25 protein-coding genes are annotated in these 26,161 nt (G+C 61.1%); 4 read left to right on the top strand and 21 right to left on the bottom strand.

Annotated elements, in window-relative coordinates; all coding sequences use genetic code 11:
- Positions 1–31: 31 nt before the first annotated feature.
- From AD663_RS21105 to AD663_RS21090, 4 genes are all read right to left on the bottom strand, one after another.
- Positions 32–985 (bottom strand): hypothetical protein, encoded by a 954-nt coding sequence (locus AD663_RS21105; RefSeq protein ID WP_003184762.1) that lies wholly within the window; start codon positions 983–985, stop codon positions 32–34.
- Between the two features lie 17 nt (positions 986–1,002).
- Positions 1,003–2,718 (bottom strand): proline--tRNA ligase, encoded by a 1,716-nt coding sequence (locus tag AD663_RS21100; RefSeq protein ID WP_053214480.1) that lies wholly within the window; start codon positions 2,716–2,718, stop codon positions 1,003–1,005.
- Positions 2,719–2,847: 129 nt separating this feature from the next.
- Positions 2,848–4,407, bottom strand: a complete 1,560-nt coding sequence (locus AD663_RS21095) for an AmpG family muropeptide MFS transporter (protein ID WP_053214479.1) — start codon at positions 4,405–4,407, stop codon at positions 2,848–2,850.
- Between the two features lie 44 nt (positions 4,408–4,451).
- Entirely contained in the window at positions 4,452–4,805 is a 354-nt protein-coding gene (locus tag AD663_RS21090) for an MGMT family protein (protein WP_053214478.1), read from the bottom strand.
- A 154-nt stretch (positions 4,806–4,959) separates the two neighbouring features.
- Here AD663_RS21090 and AD663_RS21085 point away from each other — a divergent pair, with 154 nt between their 5' ends.
- Entirely contained in the window at positions 4,960–5,967 is a 1,008-nt protein-coding gene (locus AD663_RS21085; protein WP_003184754.1) for a DUF481 domain-containing protein, read from the top strand.
- A gap of 195 nt (positions 5,968–6,162) precedes the next feature.
- On the opposite strand, the gene AD663_RS21080 is transcribed toward AD663_RS21085, so the two are convergent.
- Positions 6,163–6,372: a cold-shock protein gene (locus AD663_RS21080; RefSeq protein WP_002554837.1), complete on the bottom strand. Its 210-nt coding sequence runs from the start codon at positions 6,370–6,372 to the stop codon at positions 6,163–6,165.
- Between the two features lie 354 nt (positions 6,373–6,726).
- On the opposite strand from AD663_RS21080, the gene dcd reads away from it, so the two are divergent.
- Positions 6,727–7,293, top strand: a complete 567-nt coding sequence (dcd, locus tag AD663_RS21075; protein ID WP_003184751.1) for a dCTP deaminase — start codon at positions 6,727–6,729, stop codon at positions 7,291–7,293.
- Between the two features lie 101 nt (positions 7,294–7,394).
- The gene (locus tag AD663_RS21070) at positions 7,395–7,601 is read left to right on the top strand and encodes a hypothetical protein (protein WP_003184748.1); all 207 of its coding nucleotides are present in this window, start codon (positions 7,395–7,397) and stop codon (positions 7,599–7,601) included.
- Between the two features lie 35 nt (positions 7,602–7,636).
- Here AD663_RS21070 and pdeM read toward each other — a convergent pair whose 3' ends face one another.
- The 12 genes from pdeM to AD663_RS21010 form a co-directional block, all read right to left on the bottom strand.
- Entirely contained in the window at positions 7,637–8,293 is a 657-nt protein-coding gene (pdeM, locus tag AD663_RS21065) for a ligase-associated DNA damage response endonuclease PdeM (protein ID WP_053214477.1), read from the bottom strand.
- Positions 8,293–10,779, bottom strand: coding sequence for a ligase-associated DNA damage response DEXH box helicase (locus AD663_RS21060; protein WP_053214476.1), 2,487 nt, complete (start codon positions 10,777–10,779; stop codon positions 8,293–8,295). The genes pdeM and AD663_RS21060 overlap by 1 nt, the downstream gene beginning before the upstream one ends.
- 231 nt (positions 10,780–11,010) lie before the next feature.
- Complete coding sequence (locus tag AD663_RS21055; protein ID WP_003184742.1) at positions 11,011–11,775, bottom strand: ABC transporter ATP-binding protein; 765 nt, start codon at positions 11,773–11,775, stop codon at positions 11,011–11,013.
- A 13-nt stretch (positions 11,776–11,788) separates the two neighbouring features.
- The gene (locus AD663_RS21050; RefSeq protein ID WP_003184740.1) at positions 11,789–12,907 is read right to left on the bottom strand and encodes a succinylglutamate desuccinylase/aspartoacylase family protein; all 1,119 of its coding nucleotides are present in this window, start codon (positions 12,905–12,907) and stop codon (positions 11,789–11,791) included.
- A gap of 27 nt (positions 12,908–12,934) precedes the next feature.
- On the bottom strand, positions 12,935–13,645 hold the full coding sequence (locus tag AD663_RS21045) for an ABC transporter permease (protein ID WP_003184739.1): 711 nt from the start codon (positions 13,643–13,645) through the stop codon (positions 12,935–12,937).
- Entirely contained in the window at positions 13,642–14,370 is a 729-nt protein-coding gene (locus AD663_RS21040; RefSeq protein ID WP_003184737.1) for an ABC transporter permease, read from the bottom strand. Before AD663_RS21040 ends, AD663_RS21045 begins: the two co-directional genes overlap by 4 nt.
- A 57-nt stretch (positions 14,371–14,427) precedes the next feature.
- On the bottom strand, positions 14,428–15,210 hold the full coding sequence (locus AD663_RS21035) for a transporter substrate-binding domain-containing protein (protein ID WP_003184735.1): 783 nt from the start codon (positions 15,208–15,210) through the stop codon (positions 14,428–14,430).
- 329 nt (positions 15,211–15,539) lie between these two features.
- On the bottom strand, positions 15,540–16,688 hold the full coding sequence (locus AD663_RS21030; RefSeq protein ID WP_003184733.1) for an acyltransferase: 1,149 nt from the start codon (positions 16,686–16,688) through the stop codon (positions 15,540–15,542).
- 520 nt (positions 16,689–17,208) lie between these two features.
- Positions 17,209–18,900, bottom strand: a complete 1,692-nt coding sequence (locus AD663_RS21025) for an ATP-dependent DNA ligase (RefSeq protein WP_003184732.1) — start codon at positions 18,898–18,900, stop codon at positions 17,209–17,211.
- On the bottom strand, positions 18,897–19,946 hold the full coding sequence (locus AD663_RS21020) for a ligase-associated DNA damage response exonuclease (protein WP_003184729.1): 1,050 nt from the start codon (positions 19,944–19,946) through the stop codon (positions 18,897–18,899). The genes AD663_RS21025 and AD663_RS21020 overlap by 4 nt, the downstream gene beginning before the upstream one ends.
- A gap of 304 nt (positions 19,947–20,250) precedes the next feature.
- Positions 20,251–22,701, bottom strand: coding sequence for a penicillin acylase family protein (locus AD663_RS21015; RefSeq protein ID WP_053214475.1), 2,451 nt, complete (start codon positions 22,699–22,701; stop codon positions 20,251–20,253).
- Between the two features lie 167 nt (positions 22,702–22,868).
- On the bottom strand, positions 22,869–23,513 hold the full coding sequence (locus AD663_RS21010) for a glutathione binding-like protein (RefSeq protein WP_003184725.1): 645 nt from the start codon (positions 23,511–23,513) through the stop codon (positions 22,869–22,871).
- A gap of 142 nt (positions 23,514–23,655) precedes the next feature.
- Here AD663_RS21010 and AD663_RS21005 point away from each other — a divergent pair, with 142 nt between their 5' ends.
- Complete coding sequence (locus tag AD663_RS21005; RefSeq protein WP_003184723.1) at positions 23,656–24,213, top strand: cysteine hydrolase family protein; 558 nt, start codon at positions 23,656–23,658, stop codon at positions 24,211–24,213.
- Positions 24,214–24,371: 158 nt separating this feature from the next.
- On the opposite strand, the gene AD663_RS21000 is transcribed toward AD663_RS21005, so the two are convergent.
- The 4 genes from AD663_RS21000 to AD663_RS20985 all read right to left on the bottom strand — a co-directional run bounded on the left by AD663_RS21000 (position 24,372) and on the right by AD663_RS20985 (position 26,119).
- Positions 24,372–24,575: an SEC-C metal-binding domain-containing protein gene (locus AD663_RS21000; protein WP_003198420.1), complete on the bottom strand. Its 204-nt coding sequence runs from the start codon at positions 24,573–24,575 to the stop codon at positions 24,372–24,374.
- Between the two features lie 5 nt (positions 24,576–24,580).
- Positions 24,581–25,066: an LEA type 2 family protein gene (locus AD663_RS20995; RefSeq protein ID WP_003184721.1), complete on the bottom strand. Its 486-nt coding sequence runs from the start codon at positions 25,064–25,066 to the stop codon at positions 24,581–24,583.
- 67 nt (positions 25,067–25,133) lie between these two features.
- Positions 25,134–25,610, bottom strand: coding sequence for a YchJ family protein (locus AD663_RS20990; protein ID WP_033046234.1), 477 nt, complete (start codon positions 25,608–25,610; stop codon positions 25,134–25,136).
- Positions 25,611–25,621: 11 nt separating this feature from the next.
- A complete protein-coding gene (locus AD663_RS20985; protein ID WP_003184716.1) occupies positions 25,622–26,119 on the bottom strand; it encodes a DUF6231 family protein in 498 nt (165 codons plus the stop codon).
- Between the last annotated feature and the right edge of the window lie 42 nt (positions 26,120–26,161).

The following is a 26,161-nucleotide window of genomic DNA, read 5'->3' as shown; positions in this document are numbered from 1 at the left end:
AAGCTCCCTCGCCACCGAGGTGTTCTGCCCTTCAGTTAACGCCCGGGTCCGCGACCAATCGGCCGCCATCCTTGGTCAGCGCCTTGATGAACTCGGCCTGCAGCTCCGGATCGTTGCGCGTCAGCTCGATCAGGCTCTGTTCCAGTTCGCTGGCCTCTTCCTCGAGCCCCAGCTCGGACAAACGTTTGACCCGATGCACCCATTGGCTCACCTCGTCGTCTTCCAGGTCGTCGTAGATCAGCGCATGGGCTTCCACCAGCTTGCTGCGCAAGGTGCTGCTGATGCTCAGGGATGAGTCGGTGTGCACCTCGTCCTGGGCGTCCGTCACGCTGATCTGCAATTTGCCGAACTGGCTCAGGTCCTGTTCGGCGAACGGGCTTTCCAGCAGGTTCAAGCGCAGCACGCCGTTACGGTCGGTGCTCAGCTCGAAGGTCTGCCGGGCGGCCTTGACCTCCACAGGGCGTTCGCTCCAGGGCAGGCTCGAATGTTCCGTGCGCTTGTCGCGCTGGACTTCGTCGATGCCCGCCAGGTTCTGCTGGGCACGGCCATGGGACGGCACGTTCATGAACGGGTTGAGCCCGGCAACACCGTAGCTGATCCAGTCATGGGTCACCGTTTCCGGCAGGTTGCCCAAGGCGAACACGTTGACCACATTCGCGCCGACACCGGCCACCACGGCCACCGCACCCAGGGGGATCTCGTAGACTTCCCGCCACGGTTGGTAAGGTGTGTAGCGATCATAATGGCGAGTCACTTCGAACTCGGTGACTTCGAAGGTTTTTTGCTCATTGATTCGCACTCGACGTTGCGGCAGGTCGAGCACCTTGGGTTCGCCCACGTCGATCTGCAAGCTGTGGTCAAGCAGTTTGCGCTCGACCCGCTCTTCGTGCTCGCTGCGCTGTGACATATGGTTGGCACAGCCGCTGACCAGCAGGGCGCCGCACAAGGCGGCGCCACCGAGGCCTAAGGTGTTTCGCTTGAACATGACGTCTCTATCTGGTGTCAGCGGCGGATACGGGCCTGGAGGAAGGACAGTACGTCAGCGACCGGCAGCGCTTGCGGCTCGGCCTCGGTACGGCTCTTGTATTCCAGGTTGCCTTCGGCCAGGCCACGATCACTGACGACGATCCGGTGTGGGATGCCGATCAGTTCCATGTCTGCGAACTTGATGCCGGGGCTGGTTTTCTTGTCGCGATCATCCAGCAGCACTTCGAAGCCGGCCGCAGTCAGTTCGCCGTAGAGCTTGTCGGTGGCTTCGCGCACCAGGTCGGTCTCGTAGCGCAGCGGCACCAGGGCGATCTGGAAGGGCGCCAGTGTGTCGCTCCAGATAATCCCTTTCTCGTCGTTGTTCTGTTCGATGGCCGCTGCTACCACGCGGGAAACGCCGATGCCGTAGCAACCCATTTCCAGGGTGACCGGCTTGCCGTTCTCGCCCAGCACTTCGCACTTCATCGCCTTGCTGTACTTGTTGCCCAGCTGGAAGATGTGCCCGACTTCGATGCCCCGCTTGATTTCCAGGGTGCCCTTGCCGTCCGGGCTCGGATCGCCGGCCACGACGTTGCGCAGGTCCGCCACGGTTGGAACGGGCAGGTCACGCTCCCAGTTCACGCCGAAATAGTGCTTGTCGTCGACGTTGGCGCCGATGGCGAAGTCGCTCATCAGTTCCACCGAGCGGTCGATGATGATTGGCAACGGCAGGTTCAGTGGGCCGAGGGAGCCAGCACCGGCGCCGATGGCGTCGCGCAGTTCCGCTTCGGTGGCCATGACCAGTGGGCTGGCAACGCCAGGCTGGTTGGCGGCCTTGATTTCGTTCAGCTCATGGTCGCCACGGATGATCAGGGCAATCAACTTGCCTTCTTCTTCCGCCCGCACGATCAGGGTCTTGATGGTGCGCTCGATGGGCAGGTTGTAGCCTTCCACCAGTTGGGCAATGGTCTTGGCGTTCGGTGTGTCCACCAGGCGCAGTTCTTCTGTCGGCGCGGCGCGGGAGGTTTCCCGTGGCACGGCTTCGGCTTTCTCGATGTTGGCGGCGTAGTCGGAGCCATTGCTGAAGACGATGTCGTCTTCGCCGGACTCGGCCAGCACGTGGAATTCATGGGAGCCGGCGCCGCCGATGGAGCCGTTGTCGGCTTCAACCGGGCGGAATTTCAAGCCCAGGCGGGTGAACACGTTGCAGTAGGCCTGGTGCATGCGGTCATAGGTGACTTGCAGCGATGCCAGGTCGGCATGGAACGAGTAGGCGTCCTTCATGATGAATTCGCGACCGCGCATCAGGCCGAAGCGTGGACGGATCTCGTCACGGAATTTGGTCTGGATCTGGTACAGGTTGATTGGCAGCTGCTTGTAGCTGCTCAACTCGTTGCGCATCAGGTCGGTGATGACTTCTTCGTGAGTCGGGCCTGCACAGAAGTCGCGACCGTGGCGATCCTTGATGCGCAGCAGCTCAGGGCCGTACTCTTCCCAGCGCCCCGATTCCTGCCACAGCTCGGCCGGTTGGGTGCTCGGCATCAACACTTCCAGAGAGCCGGCGGCGTCCATTTCCTCGCGGACGATGGCTTCCACCTTGCGCATGACCCGCAGGCCCATCGGCAGCCAGGTATACAGGCCGGAGGCGAGTTTGCGGATCATGCCGGCACGCAGCATCAATTGATGGCTGATCACGACGGCGTCGGAAGGCGTTTCTTTCTGTGTGGCGAGCAAAAATTGACTGGTGCGCATGGTTGGCCGTTGTCGGTTGCTGATGACGAGAAGTGACGGAGCATTGTACGGGCGAGATGCCTTGGCGTACAGGCGCGCGGCCGGTCGCCGGGCGCGAACGCCGGTTTCGCCGGCGTCTGCTGAAGTTTCCTACGATTCTTCCGCCGGTCGAGTGGGCGTCGGTTCGGCAGTGGCGGCCGAGCCCTGGCGCCGGTTCTCCTGATACCAGTGCAGGGCGATCAGCAGCAGGGTCGGAACGCCCAGCAGCGCGGTGATCAGGAAGAAATTGTGATAGCCGAATTTCTCCACCATTACCCCGGAATAACCACCAATCAGCCGCGGCAGCAACAGCATGATCGAGCTGAGCAAGGCGTATTGGGTGGCGGAAAACTTCAGGTTGGTCAGGCTCGACAGGTAGGCGACGAACGCCGAAGTGGCCAGGCCGGAGCTGAAGTTGTCCAGGGAGATGGTGAGGATCAGCATCTTCAGGTTGGCGCCCATGTCGGTGAGCATCAGGAAGAGGATGTTGGTGCTAGCCGAGGTGACCCCGCCGATGAACAGGATCGGCAGGATGCCGAAGCGTACGATCAGCAGGCCGCCCATGCCGGCGCCGACGAGGGTCATGATCAGCCCGAAGATCTTGCTGACACTGGCGATCTGGTCCTTGGTGAAGCCCTGGTCGATGTAGAACACGTTGGCCATGACGCCCATGACCGTATCGGACATCCGGTAAGTCGCGATCAGCCCAAGCAGCAAAAGGGCTTGCCAGCGGTACCGCAGGATAAAGTCGTTGACCGGCGTCAGCACCGGCGCCAGCCCGCGACGGCCCATGCCCGACAGGCAAAGCGCGGTCAGGATGATGTAGAGGATGGCCCGCAGAAAGGCACGGTCCTGCAGCAGCAGGTCCAGCAGGCTGACCCCTTCGAACAGTACGCTGGCGAAATCGGTGTTGTAGAGCTGGGTAAACATCGCCGGGACGGACACCAGCAGCACGATCAGCACGAACACCGACGCCAATTGGTGAACGAACGTGTAGCGCCCGGCCTGCAATTGCGTGCGCAGCGGCACCGGCGGTTCGCGCATGAGCAGCGAGGTGAGCAGCGCCGGGACCATCAAGACGCCGAACAGCAGGTAGGTGCCGGCCCAGGCCGAGTGTTTATAGTTGAAGCCGGTAGAGCCAAAACCTTCGGCGAAGAACAGGGCGCCGGCAGTGGCTAGCAGCGCGGCGACGCGATAGCCGGACATGTAGCTGGCGGCGAGGGCGGCCTGGCGCGTGTCGTCGGCGATTTCCAGGCGATAGGCATCGACGGCGATGTCTTGGGTGGCTGAGGCGAAAGCCACGATGACGGCAATGGCGATCAGCCAGGACAGGTGTTTTTGCGGGTCGCAGAAGCCCATGCCGATCAGGCCGAGGATGACCAAGGCCTGGGAAAGCACCAGCCAGGACCGGCGACGCCCCAATTTACCGAGCAGTGGCAGGCGCCACTGGTCGAGCAAGGGTGACCAGACCCATTTAAAGGCGTACGCCAGGCCGATCAGGCTCGCATAGCCAATGGTTTCACGGGCGACACCGGCTTCGCGCAGCCAGACCGAAAGCGTGGAAAACACCAGCATATATGGCAAGCCGGCGGCGAAGCCAAGCAGCAACAGCACGAGCGTCGAGGGACTGGCATAGGCGGCGAGGGCGGCGCGCCAGGTTTTACGGGGCATGGGCTGGAGTCTGCCTCAAAAATTGCGAAAACAAAGCGCGCACTCTAACCGCTGTGCTCTACCGGGCGCCAGCCATGGCGCTGAATATCAACACGATTATTCAGGACACTGATCCCCTCCGTGCGCAGGCGCGCGCGTTGTTCGTCTCCCGAGGCGCTGCCTGCGGGCAGGCTGATCCGACCGCCGGCGGCGAGCACCCGATGCCAGGGCAGTTTCGTGTCGTTCGGTAATTGGCTGAGGGTGCGCCCGACCCAGCGCGCGGCCCGGCCCAGGCCAGCCATTTCGGCGAGCTGGCCATAAGTGACGACTTTGCCCGCCGGCACCTGTGCCAGGGTCAGGTAAAGGGTGGTGCGGCGGATCTGGGCAGCGTTCTCGGCCGCCGCTGGGGTGTCAGTCACGTAAAGGCTTCCTGAGGGCTCCGTCTGTAGATTAATTCCTACAGGGCTGGTTGAGAAATGAACTCATTACATATAAGCGGGTCAGTCGTTGCTAAGGTGTCGTCCTGGGGGATAATGCCGCCTTTTCACCGAAAACTTGAGCCCATTATCGCTTATGTTGTGCAGAACCTTGCTGTGCCTAGCTGTTACCAGCGCCTCCATGCCTTTGCTTGCCGATACCGTCTGGTTGAAGAACGGCGACAAGCTCAGCGGCAAGATTACCGTTTTCGATGGCGGCAAATTGCTGATCCAGACCGAATACGCCGGTGCGATTCCCATCGATTGGAAGCAGGTCAAGACCCTGGAGAGCGACCAGCAATTGCTGGTCAAGCAGGATGCCTATAGCGGCGAAAAAGCCAAGGCACTGCATGCTGCCGAGGATGGCAAGGTGACCTTGGCCAATGGTGACGCGCCCAAGACCGTCGACTTGGCAAGTATCCAGCAAATCCTCAAGCCCAAGCCGGTGGTCGAAGATCTGGTGTGGAAAGGCAATATCGACGCCGCGCTGGATTATCAGCGTGCGGAAAACGATACCGACGATTACGACATCGACTTCAAGACCTCCGCACGCCACGGCAGATGGCGGCATACCGCCGAAGGCGAATACAACCGTGAATTCCAGGACGACGTGGTGTCTGCGGACAACTGGCGGTTGGAGTATTCCCTCGACCGGTTCCTGACGGACAAATGGTTCTGGCAGGGTCGCTTGAACTACAAACGCGACAAAGTCGAAGACCTGGCCCGTCAGCGCGTCGTGGGTACCGGTCCCGGCTATCAATTCTGGGACGACGAGCTGGGTGCGTTCTCGCTGGGTTCGCTGCTCAACCGCACCGATTATGAATACCGTGACGGTGGCAAGGACGACTTCTACTCCGTGGCGATGAAATGGGACTACAACCGCTACCTGATCGGCAAGCGCGTCGAGCTCTTCACCAATGGTGAAGTGGGCAAGCCTCTGTCCGGCGTGGCGGACTATGCCTATGACGCCGAGGTCGGCTTGCGCTACAAGGTCACCGATTGGGCGTCGCTCAACCTCAAGGCAGAGAAGGATGTCATCGAGGGCACGGAAGACAGCGACCTGAGCAAGACGCGGTACACGGCTGGATTTGGCGTCACCTGGTAATCCCAGGCCAACACAGACCTTAATGTGGGAGCGGGCTTGCTCGCGAAAGCGGGGTGCCAGTCGCTGTATAGGTGACTGATACGACGCCTTCGCGAGCAAGCCCGCTCCCACAGTTTTTTGTGCGTCAGTAAAAACTGACAGACACAAAAAAGCCCCGCTTTTGAGGGCGGGGCTTTTTACTAAAGCAAGGACAAGTTAGATAACTTGAACTTCTTCAGCTTGCATGCCTTTCTGACCGCGGGTAGCGATGAAAGAAACCTGTTGGCCTTCTTTCAGGCTTTTGAAGCCGTCGGATTGGATAGCTTTGAAGTGAACAAACAGGTCGTCACCGGATTGTGGGGTGATGAAGCCGAAGCCTTTTTCATCGTTGAACCACTTAACGGTACCAGTTTGGCGATTAGACATGGTGTAACTCCTTGAACAAAGATAACTGCGACTCAGGAAGAACCCTGGCCGAGACTGAGTGCAAAGAGCAGGAAAAATTCTTGTAGATGGTTGGATCGAAATTCAACATATCGTGTAGAGATTCTCAGTGACACAAGCAACACAGTGACGCCACCTTAACCCTTTTTCCGGAACGTGCCAATGGTCTTTGCGAAGGTTTCTCCGATTTGGTGACTGACGGCGCGGATGATGGCCGTCAGGAGCAGGAAATCAAGGGGGATCGGCGAGATTTGTCTGTGGCGCTTTGAACCCGGCCCCGCGGCCCGGTAAGATGCCGGACGTATTTTTTCCACCTCGCTATTTCAGGAAACCGCCATGAGCATCAAATCGGACAAGTGGATTCGCCGCATGGCGCAAGAGCACGGCATGATCGAGCCCTTCGTCGAGCGTCAGATGCGTGGCGAAGGCGCCGACCGGCTGATCTCCTTCGGCGTCTCCAGCTACGGCTACGATGTGCGTTGCGCCGATGAATTCAAGGTATTCACCAATATCAATTCGGCGACCGTCGACCCGAAGAACTTCGACGAGAAAAGCTTCGTCGACGTCAAGAGCGACGTGTGCATCATTCCACCGAACTCGTTCGCCCTGGCTCGCACCGTCGAGTACTTCCGCATCCCGCGCAACGTACTGACCATCTGCCTGGGCAAGAGCACCTATGCCCGTTGCGGCATCATCGTCAACGTCACGCCGCTGGAGCCGGAGTGGGAGGGCCACGTGACGCTGGAGTTTTCCAACACGACGACCTTGCCGGCGAAAATCTATGCCAACGAAGGCGTGGCGCAGATGCTCTTCCTTGAATCCGACGAGGAATGCGAAGTGTCCTACAAGGACCGTGGCGGCAAATACCAGGGCCAGCGCGGTGTGACGTTGCCGCGCACCTGATTCGGACGAGCTGTTGGAATTCCTGGGCGGGCAGGCACTCTATTGGGTGTACTGCCCGTTTTTGCGTCAGCGCAACGGGCCCTTCGCTCAGGAGTTGCTCTATGAAGATCGATCCGCGAATCAGTGCCGAACTGGCAAGGCTTGAGCCCAATCAAATTGGCGTCATGGCCTGGTCATTGCTGGCCCACCCTGTCGAAGCGGCGGGCGGCATCCCCGGCCAGCCTGATCCCGATACGCCCAACGAACAGCCCACCGAGCCCGGCGAACCGACGTTGCCGGACGAGCCGCCTCCTGCGCCTGTTGCCTGATTAACGGATGGCCTGTCAGCGAAAGCACGCGATGCTTAGCTGATGGGCCATATTTCGTTATCGCCGATGACAAAAATCCTGCAGTCGTTGTCCTGCTCGACCCGATAGCCGCCCGTGAACGCGCCGAAGGCTGGCAGCAGGCTGATTTCGTGGCCCAGCCGGAAGCACGCCAGGCGCAGGCGCTGCCGACCCTTGCCGCTCAGGTGGTAGACCGGGTGCACATGGCCGGCCAGCACGTGGCGGCAGGGGTGTGGGGTGGGCTCGTGTTGCACGGCGAAGGGGCCGAGCAGCAAAGGCTCCGGAACGACGCGAATGTTCAGCGCTGGCGGTGGGTCGCCGGCGCGTTTGTCATGGTTGCCCCGAATCAGCGTTATCGCCAGGTGCGGATGTCGCTCACGCCAATCGGAAAGCGCCTTCAGGGTGCCGGGCGCGTGAGAACCGGGGCCGTGGAGAAAGTCTCCGAGAAAAATCAACTGTCGACACGGCAGGCTCGCCAGCAAAGCGTCCAGCGCTGCGATGTTGCTGGCGGTCGTGCCGTGGGGGACCGGCTGGCCCAGGCTGCGGTAGGCAGCAGCCTTGCCGAAATGCACATCGGCCACCATCAGGGTTTCCTGGGCGGGCCAGTACAGGGCTTTCTCCGGCAGCAACCAGAGCTCCTCGCCGGCCAGGTTGATGGGATAGGGCGCCGGCATCAGGCGTCACCACGGTCGGCGGTTTTTTCCAGCTCGCTCACCATTCGCCGGATGCGATCGGCGAGTTTTTCCGAGCTCATGCTTTCCCGGAACCGCTCCACCAGCAACGGGAAACCCAGCGGGGTGGGGCGTTTGATGAGATGCAGGTCCAGCTTCAAGGTACTGAGTCGTTCCAAGGTTTGCTCCAATCGATGGATATCCAATTCTTCACGCAAGACTTCCTCCCCGGCTTGGGCGAGCAGCAGGTTGTCGGCGTCGTATTGCTTGAATACCTGGAAAAACAGGCCACTGGACGCCTGGACTTGACGGGTGCTTTTCGGCGCGCCGGGGTAACCGGCGAAGACCAGCCCGGCAATCCGGGCAATTTCTCGAAAGCGCCGCAGCGCCAGCTCCCCGGCGTTCAGGCTCGCGAGCACGTCGGTCAGCAAGTGATCGGCGCCGAGCAATCCGGGGGTGAGGTATCGCGCCCAATCCACCGCCGTGGCGCTGAGCAGTTCCAGCCCGTAATCGTTGACGGCGATGGAAAACGTCACCGGCTGTTGCCGACTGACCCGCCAGGCCAGCAGGCTGGCCAGTCCCAGGTGAACCTGGCGTCCGGCGAACGGGTACAGGAACAGATGCCAGCCTTCCCTGGACTTGAGCGCTTCGGCCAGCAATGTGGTTTGGGTGGGCAAGCCGGACCAGCGTTGCTGAGTCAATAACAGCGGTTGTACGGCGCGCATTTCCGGGCCTTCGAAGCGCCCCGCGGCGGCCTCGCTCAAACGGGCCACGACGGCCGCCGCCAGTTCGCTGGAAAGTGGCATGCGCCCGCCGTTCCAGCGCGGCACGGCAGCTTTCTTGGCCTGGCTGCGGCGTACATAAGCGGTCATGTCCTCCACCCGGACCAGCTCCAGCAATCGGCCGGCGAAGAGAAACCCGTCGCCGGGTCGCAGGCGGGCAATGAAACCTTCTTCCACGCTGCCCAGCGTCTTGCCGCCTCCACCCTTGCTCCAGAATTTCAACTGCAGGCTCGCATCGCTGACGATGGTGCCGATGCTCATGCGATGGCGGCGGGCCAGGCGCGCATCCGGGACACGCCAGATGCCATGTTCGTCCGGCTCGACCCGCCGGTAATCGGGATAAGCGGTCAGCGAGAGGCCACCGTGACGCACGAACGCCAGGGCCCAGGCCCATTCGGCCTGGTTCAGGTCGCGATAGGCCCAGGCGCCGCGTACTTCCTCGAACAATTCTTCGGGAACGAAGCCGCCCCCCAAGGCCATGCTGACCAAGTGCTGTACCAGCACATCCAAGGGCTTGTGGGGCGATTCGCGAGGTTCGATGCGCCGTTGGGCCACGGCATCCTGGGCGGCGGCGGCCTCGATCAGCTCCAGGCTGTGGGTTGGCACCAGGGTCACCCGCGAGGTTCGCCCTGGCGCATGCCCGGAGCGTCCGGCACGCTGCATCAGCCGCGCCACGCCTTTGGCCGAGCCGATTTGCAGCACTCGCTCCACCGGCAAGAAATCCACCCCCAGGTCCAGGCTCGAGGTGCATACCACGGCCTTCAGTTGACCATCCTTCAACGCCCCCTCGACCCAATCCCGGGTGTCGCGGGACAACGAGCTGTGGTGCAACGCGATCAACCCCGCCCAGTCGGGGCGCGCTTCAAGGATCGCCTGATACCAGATTTCGGCTTGGGCTCGGGTGTTGGTGAAGACCAGGCAACTGTTACTGGCATCGATCTCGACGACGACCTGGGGCAGCATCTTTAACCCGATGTGTCCCGCCCACGGAAAGCGTTCCTGTGCCGGGGGCAGCAGCGTGTCGACCAGCAGCGCCTTGCCGTTGGCTCCTTGCACGCTGACGCCGTCGCCTTGCGGGATCAACACCTGCTCGGCGTGGGTCTGGTTGCCCAACGTGGCGGACACACCCCAAACGATCAGCTCGGGATGCCAGTGCCTCAAGCGGGCCAAGGCCAGTTGCAACTGCACCCCCCGTTTGTTGCCGATCAGCTCATGCCATTCGTCCACCACGACCATGCGCAGCGTTGACGTGGCGCTGTGTGCATCGGCCCGGGCAAGCATCAGCGTCAGGCTTTCGGGCGTGGTAATCAGGGCGGTGGGCAGGCGACGACCCTGGCGGGCGCGCTCGTTGGCGCTGGTATCGCCGGTGCGCAGGCCAATGCTCCAAGGCAGGTGCAGCTCTGCCAGCGGCGCTTCGAGGGCTTTGCCGGTGTCGGCGGCCAATGCGCGCATCGGTGTTATCCACAGGACGGTCAACGGCTCGGCCGGCGGTTTGCGCTTGCGGGGTTTATCCAGTGGTGGGGCGGGGCGGGCGAAACGGTTGAGGGCGGCGAACCATACGGCGTAGGTCTTGCCAGCGCCGGTGCTGGCGTGCAGCAGCCCGGACTCGCCACGCTTGACCGCGCTCCACACCTGTTTTTGAAAGGCGAACGGTTTCCAGCCGCGGGCGCTGAACCATTGGTTTGCGAAGTTGTTGGTTGTCGCCATGCCTGCCGCGCGTGCCCTGAAGGTCCTTCTTCAGTGACCGCGACGGGACAGGAAAGGTTTTATGGCGGAGCGTGCTTTTGTGGCGAGGGAGCTTGCTCCCGCTGGAGGCGCAGCCTCCCCCCGGCAGTATGTCAGTGAAGGACAGGGGGCCGCTTCGCGCCCCAGCGGGAGCAAGCTCCCTCGCCACAAAAACGGCCTGTCCCAAAAGCGGGCTGCCAGGTGTGCCGAGGTTTACTTCAGGTTGCCACTGAGGAACTGCTTGAGCCGTTCACTGGTGGGGTTGCCCAGCACGTCTTCCGGCGCGCCTTCTTCTTCCACCAAGCCTTGGTGCAGGAACAGCACCTGGTTGGAAACTTTGCGGGCGAAGCTCATTTCGTGGGTCACCATGATCATGGTCCGGCCTTCTTCAGCCAAGCCTTGGATCACCTTCAGTACCTCGCCGACCAGCTCCGGGTCCAGCGCCGAGGTGGGTTCGTCGAACAGCATCACTTCCGGCTCCATCGCCAGCGCGCGGGCGATGGCCACGCGTTGTTGCTGGCCGCCGGAAAGGAACGCCGGGTATTGCCCGGCGACCCGCGCCGGCAGGCCGACCTTGTCGAGGTAACGGTGGGCGCGGTCGTCCGCTTCCTGCTTGCTGATCCCCAGCACCCTGCGTGGCGCCATGGTGATGTTTTCCAGCACCGTCATGTGGCTCCACAGGTTGAAGTGCTGGAATACCATGGCCAGGCGCGTGCGGATGCGTTGCAGTTCATCGGCGTCGGCCACGTGCATGCCGTGGCGGTCCTTGATCATCTGGATCGGCTGGCCGTCCAGGCTCATGGCGCCGTCGTTGGGTTGTTCCAGGAAGTTGATGCAGCGCAAGAAGGTGCTTTTGCCCGAGCCGCTGGCGCCAATCAGGCTGATGACGTCGCCGGTCTTGGCCTTGAGCGAAACGCCTTTGAGCACCTCATGTTCGCCATAGCTTTTATGCAGGCCTTCGATGGTCAGTTTGTACATGGAGCATGCATCCTCAAGGCGAAAGTAGGTAGCCGCTGCGGTAGGCTTCGGTGCCGGCGACATGGGCGATCACCATGCCGGCGGTGGCCATGCGGCGCAGCGAACGGGCATATAGCAGCCCGGCGTTACGGCAATGAACGGGAATGACGGTGTCGCTGACCGGGTCGATGATTTCCGCGATCAGTTGCCCCGCCTCCAGGTATTCGCCGGGCAGGACGTTGTAGACCAGCAACCCGCCCACGGGCGTCGCCACCGGCTCGACACCGGCCAGCGGCGTGGCGGGGTAGGGCAGCTCGGGCATGGGCATCGGTTCGCCGTCGATGGCGCCGAAGCGGATCAGGTATTCGATCAATGCCTGGCAGTCGAGGCTCGCCAGACCGTGGTTGACGTCGCCCTGGCCGCGCAATTCCACGGTGACCGAAAAGCTGCCCAAGGGAATTTCGAAGCGGTCGCCGAAGCGTTCCTTGAGCTGCCACCACAGCAACGTGAAGCATTCGTCGAAGGACTGGCCGCCCGAATCGGTGGCCAGCAGGCTGGCTTCGGCACCGATGTAGCGGGCCAGCGGTTCCACCTGTGGCCAGGCCTCGGGCGTGGTGTAGAGGTGGGTCACGGCTTCGAAGTCGCAATGCAGGTCCAGCACCATGTCGGCGTCGCAAGCCAGTCGCTGCAGCACCAGGCGCAGGGATTGCAATTGCGTGCCGGCCGTCTGCCGCGCCAGGGCATCGCGCAGGCTGGTGCGGATCAGCATCAGGTTGTGCTGCGGGTCGTCGCTGAGCAGGTCCTGGATTTCGTTGCCGATCTCCTCGCTCAGGTCGACGAACCGGCGATTGAAGTTCTGCCCGCTCTCCATTTCATAGCGGCCCAGGGGCACGTCCATCAGCACTTGTTCGAGGCCGATGGGGTTGGCGACCGGCACCAGCACGATCTCGTGCCGCAAGTGACCTGACGCCTCCAGCTCCGCCAGGCGTTGCTTGAGGTGCCAGGCGACCAGCATGCCGGGCAGCTCATCGGCGTGCAGGGATGACTGGATGTAGATCTTGCCAACGGCTTTTTCCGGGCCGAAGTGGAAGCTGTGGACCTTGCGTGCAGTTCCTGGCACCGGGGCCTGCAGGTCATGAATCTGGTGGCGCATTTGAATGTGTGTCCTGGAACAAAAGCCCTAGTGGGTCGGCCCGAGAAAGGCCAGCCAGCGGCGTTCGGCGAGACGGAATAGGCCCACCAGTGCGAAGGTGACGGTCAGGTAGATCAACGCGGCGATCCCGAACGATTGGAACGTCAGGAACGTGGCCGAGTTGGCGTCCCGCGCGACTTTCAGCACGTCTGGAACGGTAGCGGTGAACGCCACGGTCGTCGAGTGCAACATCAAGATCACTTCGTTGCTGTAATACGGCAGCGAGCGTCGCAGGGCCGAAGGCATGATCACATAGGCGTACAGCTTCCAGCCGGTCAGGCCATAGGCCTTGGCCGCTTCGACTTCGCCATGGTTCATGCTGCGAATCGCCCCGGCGAAAATTTCCGTGGTGTAGGCGCAGGTGTTCAAGGCGAACGCCAGGATCGTGCAGTTCATCGCATCGCGAAAGAAACTGTCGAGCAACGGCTGGGCGCGCACCGCAGCGATGCTGTAGATGCCGGTGTAGCAGATCAGCAATTGGATATAAAGCGGCGTGCCACGGAACAGGTACGTGTAGAACTGCACCGGCCAGCGCACGTAGACCTTGGACGAAACCCGGGCGATGGACAGCGGGATCGACACCAGGAAGCCGATCAGCAGCGAGGCGCTGAGCAGCCAGAGGGTCATGGCCAGGCCGGTGACATTGACACCGTCGCTGTAGAGAAATGGCCGCCAGTATTCTTGCAGGAGCTCGATCATCGCACGGCCTCCCGCGCGCCTGCGGCGTAGCGGCGTTCAAGCCAGCGCAGGATGAAGTTGGAGGCGCTGGTGATCAGCAGGTAGATCAGGGCCGCCAGGACCAGGAAGTAAAACAGTTGATAGGTGCTCTTGCCCGCGTCTTGGGCCGCCTTGACCAGGTCGGCCAGGCCAATGATCGACACCAGCGCGGTGGCCTTGAGCATCACCATCCAGTTGTTGCCGATCCCCGGCAGGGCGAAGCGCATCATTTGTGGGAATACCACGAAGCGAAAGCGCTGGCCACGTTTGAGGCCATACGCCGTGGCGGCTTCGACCTGGCCCCGGGGCACTGCGAGGATCGCGCCGCGAAAGGTCTCGGTGAAGTACGCGCCATAAATGAAGCCCAGGGTGATGACCCCAGCGCCGAATGGGTCGATCTCGATGTATTCCCATTCCATGAAGTCGGTAAACGAGGTCAGCCAGGTTTGCAGGCTGTAGAAAATCAGCAGCATCAGCACCAGGTCCGGCACGCCGCGAATCAGCGTGGTGTAGAGCTGGGCAGGAATTCGCAGGAGTTTGACGCTGGACAGCTTGGCACTGGCGCCCAGCAGGCCGAGCAAGACGCTCAACAGCAAGGACAGGGCCGACAGCTTGATGGTCATCCAGGTGCCCTGCATCAGCAGCGGGCCAAAGCCCTTCAGGCTGAAGGCGGAGAGCCCCAGATTTTGTAGGAGTTGTTCGAACATGAAAGAGGCCTTTGGCAGGAAAAAAGCGCCCATCCGAGACCGGATGGGCGCAGCGCATTATTTGCCGCTGTACAGATTCAGATCGCCAAAGTGTTTTTTCTGGATCTCGGCGTACTTGCCGTCATCGTGTAACGCTTTGATACCTTTATCCAAAAGTGCCTTCAGCTCGTTGTTACCTTTCTTGATACCGATCGCAGTCTTGGCAGGCAACAGCTCGCTGTCCACAGGCTTGCTGACTTCGTAGTCGGCGCCTTGTGGCGATTTCAGGAAGCCCAGCTCGGCTTGCAGCATGTCCTGGATGGAGGCGTCGAGACGGCCGGAAGTCAGGTCGGCGTAGACCTGGTCCTGGTTCTGATAGGCCTGGGTCTTGACGCCCGCCTTGTCCAGCACGGCTTTGGCATAGGCTTCCTGGATGGTGCCTTGCTCGTAGCCGACGGTCTTGCCTTTGAGCGACGCGATGTCTTCAGACAGGCCCGAGCCTTTCTTGAACACGAGGGAGGTTGGGCCGGAGAACAGCTCGGCGGAGAAGTCGATGACTTTCTCGCGGGCCGGGGTCACGGTCATGGAAGAGATCACACCGTCGAATTTATTGGCCTTGAGGCCCGGAATCATGCCGTCGAAATCACTTTCGACCCATTTGCATTTGACCTTCAGCTCCGCGCAGATCGCATTGCCCAGGTCGATGTCGAAACCGACCAGGCTGCCGTCGGCGGCCTTGGACTCAAACGGGGCGTAGGACGGGTCGACACCAAAACGCAGTTCCTTGTATTCCTTGGCCGTGGCCACGCCAGCGGCCATGCACAACGCCAGTGCAGAAAGGGTCAGCAGTGCTTTTTTCATTATTCAATCCCTAAAACCAATATGAGCGCTTGTGGCGCGTAAGTATTGTTACCGGTGAAGGCGAGAACGGTATGACGGCATAAAGGTAGCAATTTCCGAACCACAGTGCCGAACAAGTGTTTTAAAAGCCACGGCGGCCGGTCACGGAGCGCGATGGTGCGCGGGTACGAGCGTACCTTAAAAGGCGCACCAGGATGGTGCCGACTCTGTGTTCTATCGCTCAAGTGGCAAGGAAGTGGCCGCTGTTCAAAACATCGTGTGCTGATCGTGCTGGAGCAGGCCCTTCACAGCGAAGCCGCAGCGGCCTGAAGGTTTTAATCGCGGTTTTTTCAAACCTCGGTATCAGGCCTTAATACCGGACGGCTGTGGGCGGGGGTGTTACTAAGCGCTCGACCAAGGGATTGCCCGGTCATTTCGACATATCGGTAGGTGAACATCGACACCAGGACGACTGATCCCGCTACCAGCAAAGCGATGAGGTTATTAAGCAGCACATTACCGAGGTCCAGATAACGAGTCCCGTCGATCACCGGTGCAATGTCAACGCCTGAGATTTTTTTCGCCACCATGAACGCCGACACTACGCAAAACAGAACGGCCGCGTGGGTCAGGTAGATGGAATAAGACAATTTGCCGAGGAAACCGAAGCCACGGCCCGCCAACAACCGTGACACAGCGCCGCGATCAAAGGCGAATATCACCACGATGGCACCGAACAACGGGCTGGCCCACAACTGCTTGCCTGCAAAATCATTGATCACGAAAACCAGCACCACGATCACCGCCACCACTTCAAACGTTGTCAGCAACCAGGTTTGGGCCTGTGTGGGGTGGGGGAGCCTCAGGTACACGGCGTAAGCCAGGCAGCCGGTGAAAAAGTAGGCGAGGCCCCGCAGCGACTCGACGGTAAAGAAGGTATTGCTTGCATACATCAGCGCCAAGGCCACGAACACCACCGTCACCCATACCCACGTCTTGGCGCCGAAAGCGATGCTCAGGATCAGGGCGAAGATCATATAGGTGTAATACTCGATACTGATGCTCCACGATGGAAAGTTGAACGACAGTGGCTCAGTCAAATGCGTCCAGGATTGCAACAGCAGTGCATTCGGCAGGATTTCGGAAGGGGCAAACTTCCCTGAAAAGGGTGAGTTGTTGAAGTCCATGCCTTTTTGAGCAGCCATGTATCTGCCGCACTCTAACAGTACAAAAATACTCAGCATAAAGAGGTGCAGGGGTAGCAAGCGGAAGGTTCGTGTGATGAAGAACTTTCGAAAGTTAAACTGTACGGAACGGCCATAAGCATGCGTCAAGACAAAGCCACTCAATACAAAAAAGAAAGATACAAATACTTCGGCATGGCGAAATAACAACCATTCGGTAAAGCTGCCGCTGACACGTAAGTGATAAAGCATCACTGAAATGGCCATCAATCCCCTGAAACTGTCCAGCGACTGGAACCGCTTCTCTGCGCGCATGGCAGGCTCCCTACTCGTATGGGTGGCACGTTCTGGATTCAACATGCCATTGGGGGGCGGTCCCGCTCGGCTTCACCCTGGGAAGGGGCTGGCACTCCCCGAATGATTGCATCCCTTTCATGGTTGCATAATCGGCTTGGCGCAGGATCTGGACGATGGAGACACTAAAATAAATGACGGGTCTGATGTCACGTTAGCAGTGCGCTTTGAAAGAGCAAGGCGGTTTTTTATTATCATGATGAAGGCGCAGGTGACGCAATTACGGCGTCAGAAAAACTGCTAGTGCGCGGAGTATCAATAGTTTTTTAGATGCGCTAAATCGCCTATTTAACACATGCATATACTTAGATGCCGTCATTGACGACTCACACTTTTTTTCATCCGTGTTACATAGTGACTATTGTCTAGAGCGAAGGGGCAGAGCACCAACGCGCCTCAGCTAGACTGTGGAGAAGTACACTATGAAATGCATCGCCTTGATAGTCACGCCGGCGTTCAGCAGCCTGGCCCGGGAGGGGGGTCAGCTTTTCAACAGATCCTGAAGTGTCACCAGCGTGTCGGCCTCGTCGACGCCTTTGTCCCGGCGCCAGCGCAACATTCGCGGAAACCGCACGGCGATCCCGCTCTTGTGGCGCTTGGACAGGGCGATGCCCTCGAAGCCCAGTTCGAACACCAGGGTGGGCGTGACACTGCTCACGGGCCCGAATTTTTCCACGGTGGTCTTGCGCACGATGCTGTCGACCTGGCGCATTTCTTCATCGGTCAGCCCCGAATAGGCCTTGGCAAAGGGCACCAGGGTCCGTTCGCGGCTGCCCGGCGGGTTATCCCATACGGCGAAGGTGTAATCGCTGTACAGACTGGCACGCCGGCCATGGCCGCGCTGGGCATAGATGAGCACCGCGTCGACGCTGAACGGGTCGATTTTCCACTTCCACCACACGCCCATGTCTTTGGTGCGACCGACGCCGTACAGCGCGTTGCGAGCCTTGAGCATCATGCCTTCGACGCCGAGGCTGCGAGAGGCTTCGCGCTGCCGGGCCAGGTCGAGCCAGTCCGGACCGGTGACAATCGGTGATGGCAACAGCACCGGGCTATGGACGCGGGCAAGCAGTGCTTCCAATTGTTCGCGGCGTTCGACTTGGGGGCGGCTGCGCCAGTCCTCGCCCTGCCATTCCAGCAGGTCGTAGGCCATCACCACCACGGGGGCATCTTCGAGGATTTTCTTGCCCAGGGTCTTGCGCCCGATGCGCTGTTGCAACAGGGCGAAGGGCTGCACGGCCGGTTGCAGCAGCGTGTCCGGATCGAAGGCGTCCTCGGTTTTCGGCCGGGAAGTTTTCCACACCACGATTTCGCCGTCGATCACCGTACCGTCGGGCAGCGCCTGCGCGAGGGCATGCAGTTCGGGGAAACGGTCGGTTACCAGATCCTCACCCCGGGACCAGACCCACAGGTGGCCGTCGCGCTTGATCACCTGGGAGCGGATGCCGTCCCACTTCCATTCCACTTGCCAATCACTGGCCGGGCCCAGCAGCGTATCGAACTGCTCCACTGGCGCGGACAACCCATGGGCCAGGAAAAACGGGTACGGCTGGCCGCCGCGCTGGGCATGTTCATCGGAGGATTCAGCTGCGATCAGCTTGAGATAACCTGCGGCGGTTGGACGATGGGACAGGTCGGTATAGCCCACCATACGTTGGGCCACCCGTTTGCTGTCCAGATTGGCCAAGCCGGCCAGGGCGCGGGTCACCAGCAGTTTGGACACGCCGACCCGGAAACTGCCGGTAATGAGCTTGATGCACAACATCAGGCTTGGCCGGTCCAGTTGCGCCCACAATGCCGGTAGCCGGTGTGCCAGGACTTCCGGCGACTCACCCCGCAACGGCAACAATTTATCCTCGATCCACAGTGCCAGGCCTTCGTCGGAACTGTGGGGCGATTCCGGCAACACCAATGAAATGGTCTCGGCCAGGTCGCCGACCGCCTGGTAGCTTTCTTCGAACAGCCACCCCGAGAGCCCGGATACTTGCACTGCCAACTCCCGCAGGATCTTTACCGGAACCAGCTGCCGTGGGCGCCCGCCGGAAAGGAAATACACCGCCCACGCCGCGTCCTCGGGCGGGGCTTGGGTGAAGTAGTTCTGCATAGCGGCGAGCTTGGCATTGCTCGACGTAGTGGCATCCAACTCGGCGTACAGCTCGGCGAAGGCTTTCATGGTGCCTCCTCGCCGGAATCGGTGTCGGCGCCGGCATCGATCGTGGCGGCGCGGTCTTCTTCGTCGTCGCCGTATTCGGTGGTGAACCCTTGGGCGTCGAGGCCTTGCTCGCATAAATGGCGCACCAGCACGCCGACCGAACCGTGAGTGACCATGACCCGCTCGGCGCCAGTCTGTTCGATGGCCCAGAGCAGGCCGGGCCAGTCGGCGTGATCGGACAGTACAAAACCCCGGTCGACGCCACGCCGCCGCCGCGTGCCGCGCAGGCGCATCCAGCCGCTGGCAAAGGCATCGCTGTAGTCGCCGAAGCGGCGCATCCAGGTATTGCCGCCGGCGGAGGGCGGGGCGATGACCAACGCCTGGCCCATGATCGGGTCGTTCTTTTTCACCTCGCCGGCGTAGATCGTTGGCGGCAGATAAACCCCGGCCTCGCGATACACACGGTTCAGCGGCTCCACGGCCCCGTGGGCCAGGATCGGCCCGAGGCTTTCATCGATACCGTGAAGAATCCGCTGGGCCTTGCCAAAGGAATAGCAGAACAGCACGCTGGCCCGGCCGGCGGCAATGTTCCCGCGCCACCATTGGTTGATCTCGTCGAAAACCTGCGTCTGGGGCTGCCAGCGATAAATCGGCAGGCCAAAGGTGGATTCCGTGATGAAGGTATGACATTTCACCGGTTCGAAGGGCGCACAGGTGCCGTCGGGCTCGACTTTGTAATCCCCCGACGCCACCCAGACCTCACCTTGATATTCCAGCCGCACCTGGGCCGAGCCCAGCACATGGCCGGCGGGGTGAAAACTCAAGGTCACGCCGTGATGCAGCAGGCGTTCGCCGTAGGGCAGGGTTTGCAGGTCGATGTCCTGGCCGAGGCGGGAACGCAGAATGCCTTCGCCGGGCGCCGCTGCCAGGTAATGTTGGTTGCCGTTGCGGGCATGGTCGCCATGGGCGTGGGTGATGACTGAACGTTCTACCGGACGCCACGGGTCGATGTAGAAATCCCCGGGCGGGCAATACAGGCCTTCGGGGCGGGCAATGACAAGATCCATGCAGTCACCGGGGCGATGGGCTTGTCAGGTAGAGGCGCTGGCGGGGGGAGAAGTTCTATTGGGTTTTCGCTGGAATGGATTGACTTCATCACGAGCAAGCTCGCTCCCACACTGGCTTTGTGTCGAACCGCGATACCGAATTCAACACCCAATCACCGTGGCGAGGGAGCTTGCCCCGCTCGGCTGCGCAGCAGTCGTAACACCGACTGACGCGGTCTGCCTGTAGACGTGCCGGGGCCTGCTTCGCAGTCCAGCGAAAGCAAGCTCCCTCCACAGGCGTCTTGTCTTCAGCCCCGGTCGGCAGTTACTTGCCAGGCACCAGGGTCAACCGCGTCTTGCCATAGGCCCGATCGAAGTTCTGTGGTTGCAGCGGCAAATTCTGGTACTGCCCCTTGATCCACGGATCGATGCCATTGACATAGTTCGGGCTCGCCGGGTTACCGGATTGGCCCGCGCCGTCCTGCACCATCAACGGTTCAGGCTGGCCGAAGTCGACGATAAAACGCATGGCCGGCGCCAGCGTGGTGTAGAAATCCTGGCCCCAGGCAAACGCCGCCACGTTGAGCGTGCTGGCATCGCCACCGGCCGCAACCGGGCCGCGTACGACCTGGCCACTGCTGTTTTTCCACTCGTAGCGATGCAGGTTGCCCCATTGCCAGGCCTTGTGATCCGCGCCCAGTTGGCTGTCACCGGCGTTGATAGCGGCGGCCAGGCTGCGGGCCAGGACAACGGCCTTGTCTTCTTTTTGCGGCGTGCGCACATCGTCCCAGAACGGGCTGTCTTCGCGTCCCAGCAGATGGTCGGCCTGGGCCGAGTAGGACGACTGACCATTGGCGATCAATGCTTTCCACGCCGGACTGCTGTCCGGGCCCAGTTCGTCGAGGAAAATCTGCTTCATGCTTTCCTGCAGGAACAGCTCATAAACCGCCGCGTCGGCGGAGGTCGGGCTGAGCCGCCCATCGAACGCCATCAGGCGGGTGTAGGCCTCGCGGGCCTTGGCCCGTTCATTGATCGGCAGCGCTTCGATCGCCTGCTTGAGCGGTTGGGCCATGCCCGGCGCTTCGAAGACTTTCTTGAGCTTGGCCGCGAAGGTCGTGGTCTGGTCATATTGCATGGCGGTCAGGCTGCGGGTGTCGTGCTTGCCTGCGCCGGCCAGTTCGGCCATGCGTTCGCCACGCTCCGGTGCGGCCCAGGAGTTGGACAATTGCATGCCGTAGCCGTGGGGGATGACGCGCTGGTTGGCCGTGCCGAGCCAGCCCTGGGCCGGGTCCTGGTCGTAAGGGTGCAGCATCGGATCGGCATAGCCATCCCAATCGTAGCGGCCGTCCCAGCCTGGCGACGGCAACAGGCCTTCGCCTTCGCGGCGGTTTGGGTAGCGGCCGGTGACTTGCCAGCCGATATGACTGGCATCGGCGAAGACCAGATTCACCGCCATCGCACGGATTTCCCGGCTGGCGTCGGAGGCTTTCTCGGCACTTTGCGCACGGGACAGGTCGAAAAACGCGTCCAGAGTCTTGTCGTCGGTAAAGCTCGGCGTCTGCAACGCCAGGCCAAAGCCGCTGGCCATGGCCAGGCCTTGGGCGCTGTTGAGCAATGGGCCATGGCGAGTCTCGAACACCGCTTCGCGAATCGATCGCTGGCCTTTGATGAAATAGGTTTCGTTACGCACCATTACCGGCTGCCATTTGCCGTTGACCTCGTAGGAAAGGCCATTGCCTTGGCGTCGGATTTTTTCCAGAAACAAGTCCTGGTTGTCTCCCAGGACGCTGGTCATGCTCCAGGCTACCTTGCCGTTGAAGCCCGCCAGGATCATCGGGATACCCGCCACGGAAATCCCGGCGGCCTGATACTTCGGTGCCCGGATCTGCACCGGGCTCCACAGCGCCGGCACCCCCAACGGCCCGTGGCTGTCGCTGGCCAGCAGGCTCTTGCCGCTGCGACTGCGTTGTGGCGCGATGGCCCAGTTGCTCGAAGAGGCAGCGCCCAGCAGGTTCATCCCAGCCAGTTGGCCGGTGGCCTTGCTGATCTCCTGCAGCCCCGGAACCTGGCCGTTGAGACGGATTCCCTGGAGCTTTTCGGCCTCGGCCAAGGGCAGTTGCTCGTCCGGATAGGACGGGCTCAGCCAGGCGAGCTTATCGTTGGTGACCGTCTGGGCCAGTACCAGGCTGGCGATTTCTTCCGGCAGGTTGGCCGACTGGCTGAAGTTCAACAGGCAGAACATCAGCGCCGAATCTTCCGGTTTCCAGTATTCGGGTTTGTAACCGGTGGCGGCCAGGTCCGACGGCAACTTGTCGCGGTAGCGGAACAGGTAGGCGTTGACGCCGCGGGCATAGACCTCGAAGAAACGCTTGAGCCGTGGCGAAGAAGCCTTGTACAGCTCATCGGCGTTTTTCTTCAGATTGACGGCGCGCATGTAGCGGTCGACGTCCAGCCGTTCGGCGCCCGACATTTCCGCCAACCGCCCCTGGGCCAGCAGGCGCAGGGTCACCATTTGGGTGATGCGGTCGCTGGCATGGACGTAGCCGAGGGTGAACAGGGCGTCGTGGAAGCTGTTGCTTTCGATCAGCGGCATGCCCATGGCATTGCGTCGAACCGAGACGTTCTGTGCCAGCCCCTTGAGCGGCTGTACGCCGGAAGTGGGCGGGACCGAGTCCTGGGTATTCCAGGTCTGGCAACCGCTCAAGCCGAGCACACTGGCCACTGCGGCGGCAGCGCCGAGCCGGGGGAAAGAGGAAATAGAGGCTGGCGAGGCCATGGCAAAGCTCCTGCGGGGGGGTAGCACCAATAAAGGCGCTACGTTAGTGAGCAGGAGGGGGCCGCGCAAGCGGGGGCGAGGGTTATTTGTTGATTTGGCGATGAAAGCCCGGGCTCGGTGACATCCTGACCTTCGGGATGACACCGAATCCTCGCCGTCGCGTCATCTCAGGATTTGGGTGGGTTGATCTTGTCCACCAGGGCGTAGGCCTTCACGGTCGCCGGACGTTCCTTGATGCGGTTGAACCAGCGTTGCACGTTAGGGAAGTCTTCCAGCCGCTGGCTCTGCCATTTGTGGGACACCGTCCAGGGGTAGATCGCCATGTCGGCGATGCTGTATTCACTACCAGCCACGAAGTCACGGTCCGCCAGGCGTCGGTCCAGAACGCCGTACAAGCGAGCGGTCTCGTCGACATAGCGCTTGATTGCGTAGGGGATCTTTTCCGGTGCGAACTGGCTGAAATGATGATTCTGCCCGGCCATCGGTCCCAGGCCGCCCATTTGCCAGAACAGCCATTGCAGGACTTCTTGCCGCCCGCGTAGATCCTTGGGAAGGAACTGGCCGGTTTTTTCCGCCAGGTACAGCAGGATGGCGCCGGATTCAAACAGTGAGATCGGTTCGCCGCCGTCGGCCGGTTCATGGTCGACGATGGCGGGAATGCGGTTGTTTGGCGCGATCTTGAGGAATTCAGGTTTGAATTGCTCGCCTTGGCCGATATTGATCGGGTGCACCTTGTAAGGCAGGCCGGCTTCTTCCAGGAACAGCGAAATTTTATGGCCGTTAGGGGTGGTCCAGTAATACAGGTCGATCATGGGAGGGCTCCAGATAAGACATCGTGATGAAGGGACAACAATCGACGGCAGGAGGTTGTCCTCTTTTGCTCGAAGGCTTGCCTGTAGGAAGAGGTGATGCTCAAGTGTGGAAAAATCAATGACCGAGCAAGAGAAAACCGGCATGGAGCTACAGAAAAACGCAGCGTTGATCCTCATCGATCAACAAAAAGGCATCCTTCATCCCACGCTCGGCTCCCGCAACAATCCCGAGGCGGAGTTGCGCATGCTGGAATTACTGGCGTTCTGGAGACATTCGGCGCGGCCAGTGATTCACGTCCACCATCTGTCCCGCTCACCGGACTCGGTGTTCTGGCCAGGACAGGCGGGCGTAGAGGTTCAACCACGATTCGAGCCGATGGCCGGTGAAGAGCTGATTCAGAAGCAGGTGCCGGATGCGTTCAGCGGTACCCGTCTGGAAGAAAACCTGCGTAAGGCCGGGATCGGGCAATTGGTGATCGTCGGCGTGGCGACGAACAACTCGGTAGAGTCCACAGCGCGCACGGCCGGCAACCTGGGATTCGACACCTGGGTGGCCGAAGACGCCTGCTTCACTTTTGATAAGGCCGACTATTTCGGCAATGCCCGCTCGGCCAGCGAGGTGCATGCCATGTCCCTGGGCAACTTGCACGGCGAGTATGCGACGGTGAGCAGTGTGCGGCGGATTCTGGAGGCGGGCTGACAGGTCGGCACTGAATGTGCCGGCCTCATCGCGAGCAAGCTCGCTCCCACATTGATTCTTCGGCGATCATTAAATATCGCCTCACCTCAAATCCCCTGTGGGAGCGAGCTTGCTCGCGATAACGGCCTAGCAGGCGAAGAAGTTCTTCGCCCGGACCCTCAAGCCCCGTGGCACTTCTTGAACTTCTTGCCGTTGCCGCATGGGCAAGGGTCATTGCGACCGACATCCTTCAGGGCGTTGCGCACCGGTTCCTGGTGGGCGTGGCCGCAGTTCGGGCCATGGACATGGCCGTGGTCATGGTCGTGATGATGGTCATGATCATGATTGCAATCAGGACCGTGGACGTGAGGCTGCTGGGTCATCGGGGTTACTCCGCAATTAAATCGGCGGCGATTATCACGCCATTGCGCTCCAGGTGCACGTAGTGGGCGATGAATAATCCGGTTTCCAGCTCACCTTCCAGACGATAGGGGATCTCCTGTCGGGGTTTGCCCAGGAGTTTCACTACCTCCCGCACTTGCGGCCACAGGTTGGTACGGATCGGTACTTTGAAGAAGGCGCTGTGCCTGGGGCCCACGGTGAACCAATGCTCATGCTCACCTTCGGTCAACAGCAGGTCTCCCAGATGAATGCGGTAGGTCAGGCCGCGTACGGTCAGGTCGCTGTCGGCAGGGTTGTCGACGCGAAAGTGCAGCATGAACTTCTGCTCAAGGAGCCGAGCCCGCACCACCTCGACCTTGACCAGATGCACCTGCGGCTCCGGGGCCTCTTCGCCTTGCCATGACGCGCAGCCGCCGAGCCCGACGAACAGCAGCAGGCAAGCGATGCGCAATAGCAAGGGTGAATGGTTCATATCCGTGCCTCTGGTTTCCCCCAGTCTAGCCCGCTGGAGAGCGGACGGGCGTCGGACGTTTCCGAAATTAGCGCGCGAAGTAGCCTGCGCAGCACTTCTTGAATTTTTGTCCGCTGCCGCACGGGCAGCTGTCGTTGCGTCCGGCCTTGACCGATACGGTGGGGTCGATGAAATACCAGTGCCCGCCGTTTTGTACGAATGAAGACTGTTCGCGGTGGCTGTGTTCGCCCTGGCCGTCATGCCAGCGGGCCGTGAAAGTGACGAAGGCGTGTTCCGGCTGGCCACCGAAGACCTCGCTGCTTTCCACTTCCAGCCCCAGCCAGGTGCTGTTGGCGCTCCACTCGCTGATGGACTGGCGGTCGAGATCGTCCTGCTGGGCCGGGAGCGTGGTGTGCACCAAGTAGTCCACCAGACCCAACACATAGGCGCTATAGCGCGAGCGCATCAGGGCTTCGGCGCAGGGCGCCGGATGGCCGTCGTGGTAATGGCCGCAGCAGGCTGGCAGTGGGTTGCCACTGCCGCAAGGGCAAATGGGTGCGTGCATTGTGTTCAAGGCTACCACCAGTATTTTCCGAAATTTTCCGGGTTGGCCCAAAAACGGGAGTTGAGCCAGTCGGGGACTTGTTTGTATTCAAGCAGATCGTAGGTGAACAGGGTCAAGACCTGATCCTGGCGCTGGAACCGTTCGCTGGCCTGCAACGCCAGGGAAAAGAAGTCCGTTTCCTGCCAGCCGCAGGCGTTCAGGTCCGCCAGCACGGCGATACGGCTGGCGTTCAGGTTGCGGATGCCACCCAACAGGTTCAGACCGTCGCGCTTGGGCAAATGCTCCAGGCAATCGAGCGCCAGGGCCAGGTCAAAACGCCGTGCCGCTACGTCCGCCGGCAGCGCGCCGGGGCCGGTATGCACGACTTCGGTGGCTGGATGCGCCTGTTGGAAGGCTTCGAGCGCGGGGAAGCTGTCGGCGCCGATCAACAGCAGCGTTTGCGGGGCATAACGGTCAAGCACGGCCGCCAGGGCTTGTTGGGGCGTACGCGAAGAGATGGCAACGGTCATCGAAGTTCCTCAGTCAGAACCCTCACGATAGCCTGCCCGGAC

This window comes from Pseudomonas sp. Q12-87 (genome assembly GCF_001269755.1).
Classification (GTDB): domain Bacteria; phylum Pseudomonadota; class Gammaproteobacteria; order Pseudomonadales; family Pseudomonadaceae; genus Aquipseudomonas; species Aquipseudomonas fluorescens_S.
Note: the sequence above shows the minus strand (reverse complement) of the source record. Positions and strands in the feature narration are given on the sequence as shown.

Excerpts from the sequence above, each read along its gene's own strand:
- AD663_RS21105 (WP_003184762.1), bottom strand. The coding sequence starts at position 985 with ATGTTCAAGCGAAACACCTTAGGCCTCGGTGGCGCCGCCTTGTGCGGC.
- AD663_RS21100 (WP_053214480.1), bottom strand. The coding sequence starts at position 2,718 with ATGCGCACCAGTCAATTTTTGCTCGCCACACAGAAAGAAACGCCTTCC.
- AD663_RS21095 (WP_053214479.1), bottom strand. The coding sequence starts at position 4,407 with ATGCCCCGTAAAACCTGGCGCGCCGCCCTCGCCGCCTATGCCAGTCCC.
- AD663_RS21085 (WP_003184754.1), top strand. The coding sequence starts at position 4,960 with ATGTTGTGCAGAACCTTGCTGTGCCTAGCTGTTACCAGCGCCTCCATG.
- AD663_RS21080 (WP_002554837.1), bottom strand. The coding sequence starts at position 6,372 with ATGTCTAATCGCCAAACTGGTACCGTTAAGTGGTTCAACGATGAAAAA.
- dcd (WP_003184751.1), top strand. The coding sequence starts at position 6,727 with ATGAGCATCAAATCGGACAAGTGGATTCGCCGCATGGCGCAAGAGCAC.
- AD663_RS21070 (WP_003184748.1), top strand. The coding sequence starts at position 7,395 with ATGAAGATCGATCCGCGAATCAGTGCCGAACTGGCAAGGCTTGAGCCC.
- pdeM (WP_053214477.1), bottom strand. The coding sequence starts at position 8,293 with ATGCCGGCGCCCTATCCCATCAACCTGGCCGGCGAGGAGCTCTGGTTG.
- AD663_RS21060 (WP_053214476.1), bottom strand. The coding sequence starts at position 10,779 with ATGGCGACAACCAACAACTTCGCAAACCAATGGTTCAGCGCCCGCGGC.
- AD663_RS21055 (WP_003184742.1), bottom strand. The coding sequence starts at position 11,775 with ATGTACAAACTGACCATCGAAGGCCTGCATAAAAGCTATGGCGAACAT.
- AD663_RS21050 (WP_003184740.1), bottom strand. The coding sequence starts at position 12,907 with ATGCGCCACCAGATTCATGACCTGCAGGCCCCGGTGCCAGGAACTGCA.
- AD663_RS21045 (WP_003184739.1), bottom strand. The coding sequence starts at position 13,645 with ATGATCGAGCTCCTGCAAGAATACTGGCGGCCATTTCTCTACAGCGAC.
- AD663_RS21040 (WP_003184737.1), bottom strand. The coding sequence starts at position 14,370 with ATGTTCGAACAACTCCTACAAAATCTGGGGCTCTCCGCCTTCAGCCTG.
- AD663_RS21035 (WP_003184735.1), bottom strand. The coding sequence starts at position 15,210 with ATGAAAAAAGCACTGCTGACCCTTTCTGCACTGGCGTTGTGCATGGCC.
- AD663_RS21030 (WP_003184733.1), bottom strand. The coding sequence starts at position 16,688 with ATGCGCGCAGAGAAGCGGTTCCAGTCGCTGGACAGTTTCAGGGGATTG.
- AD663_RS21025 (WP_003184732.1), bottom strand. The coding sequence starts at position 18,900 with ATGAAAGCCTTCGCCGAGCTGTACGCCGAGTTGGATGCCACTACGTCG.
- AD663_RS21020 (WP_003184729.1), bottom strand. The coding sequence starts at position 19,946 with ATGGATCTTGTCATTGCCCGCCCCGAAGGCCTGTATTGCCCGCCCGGG.
- AD663_RS21015 (WP_053214475.1), bottom strand. The coding sequence starts at position 22,701 with ATGGCCTCGCCAGCCTCTATTTCCTCTTTCCCCCGGCTCGGCGCTGCC.
- AD663_RS21010 (WP_003184725.1), bottom strand. The coding sequence starts at position 23,513 with ATGATCGACCTGTATTACTGGACCACCCCTAACGGCCATAAAATTTCG.
- AD663_RS21005 (WP_003184723.1), top strand. The coding sequence starts at position 23,656 with ATGGAGCTACAGAAAAACGCAGCGTTGATCCTCATCGATCAACAAAAA.
- AD663_RS21000 (WP_003198420.1), bottom strand. The coding sequence starts at position 24,575 with ATGACCCAGCAGCCTCACGTCCACGGTCCTGATTGCAATCATGATCAT.
- AD663_RS20995 (WP_003184721.1), bottom strand. The coding sequence starts at position 25,066 with ATGAACCATTCACCCTTGCTATTGCGCATCGCTTGCCTGCTGCTGTTC.
- AD663_RS20990 (WP_033046234.1), bottom strand. The coding sequence starts at position 25,610 with ATGCACGCACCCATTTGCCCTTGCGGCAGTGGCAACCCACTGCCAGCC.
- AD663_RS20985 (WP_003184716.1), bottom strand. The coding sequence starts at position 26,119 with ATGACCGTTGCCATCTCTTCGCGTACGCCCCAACAAGCCCTGGCGGCC.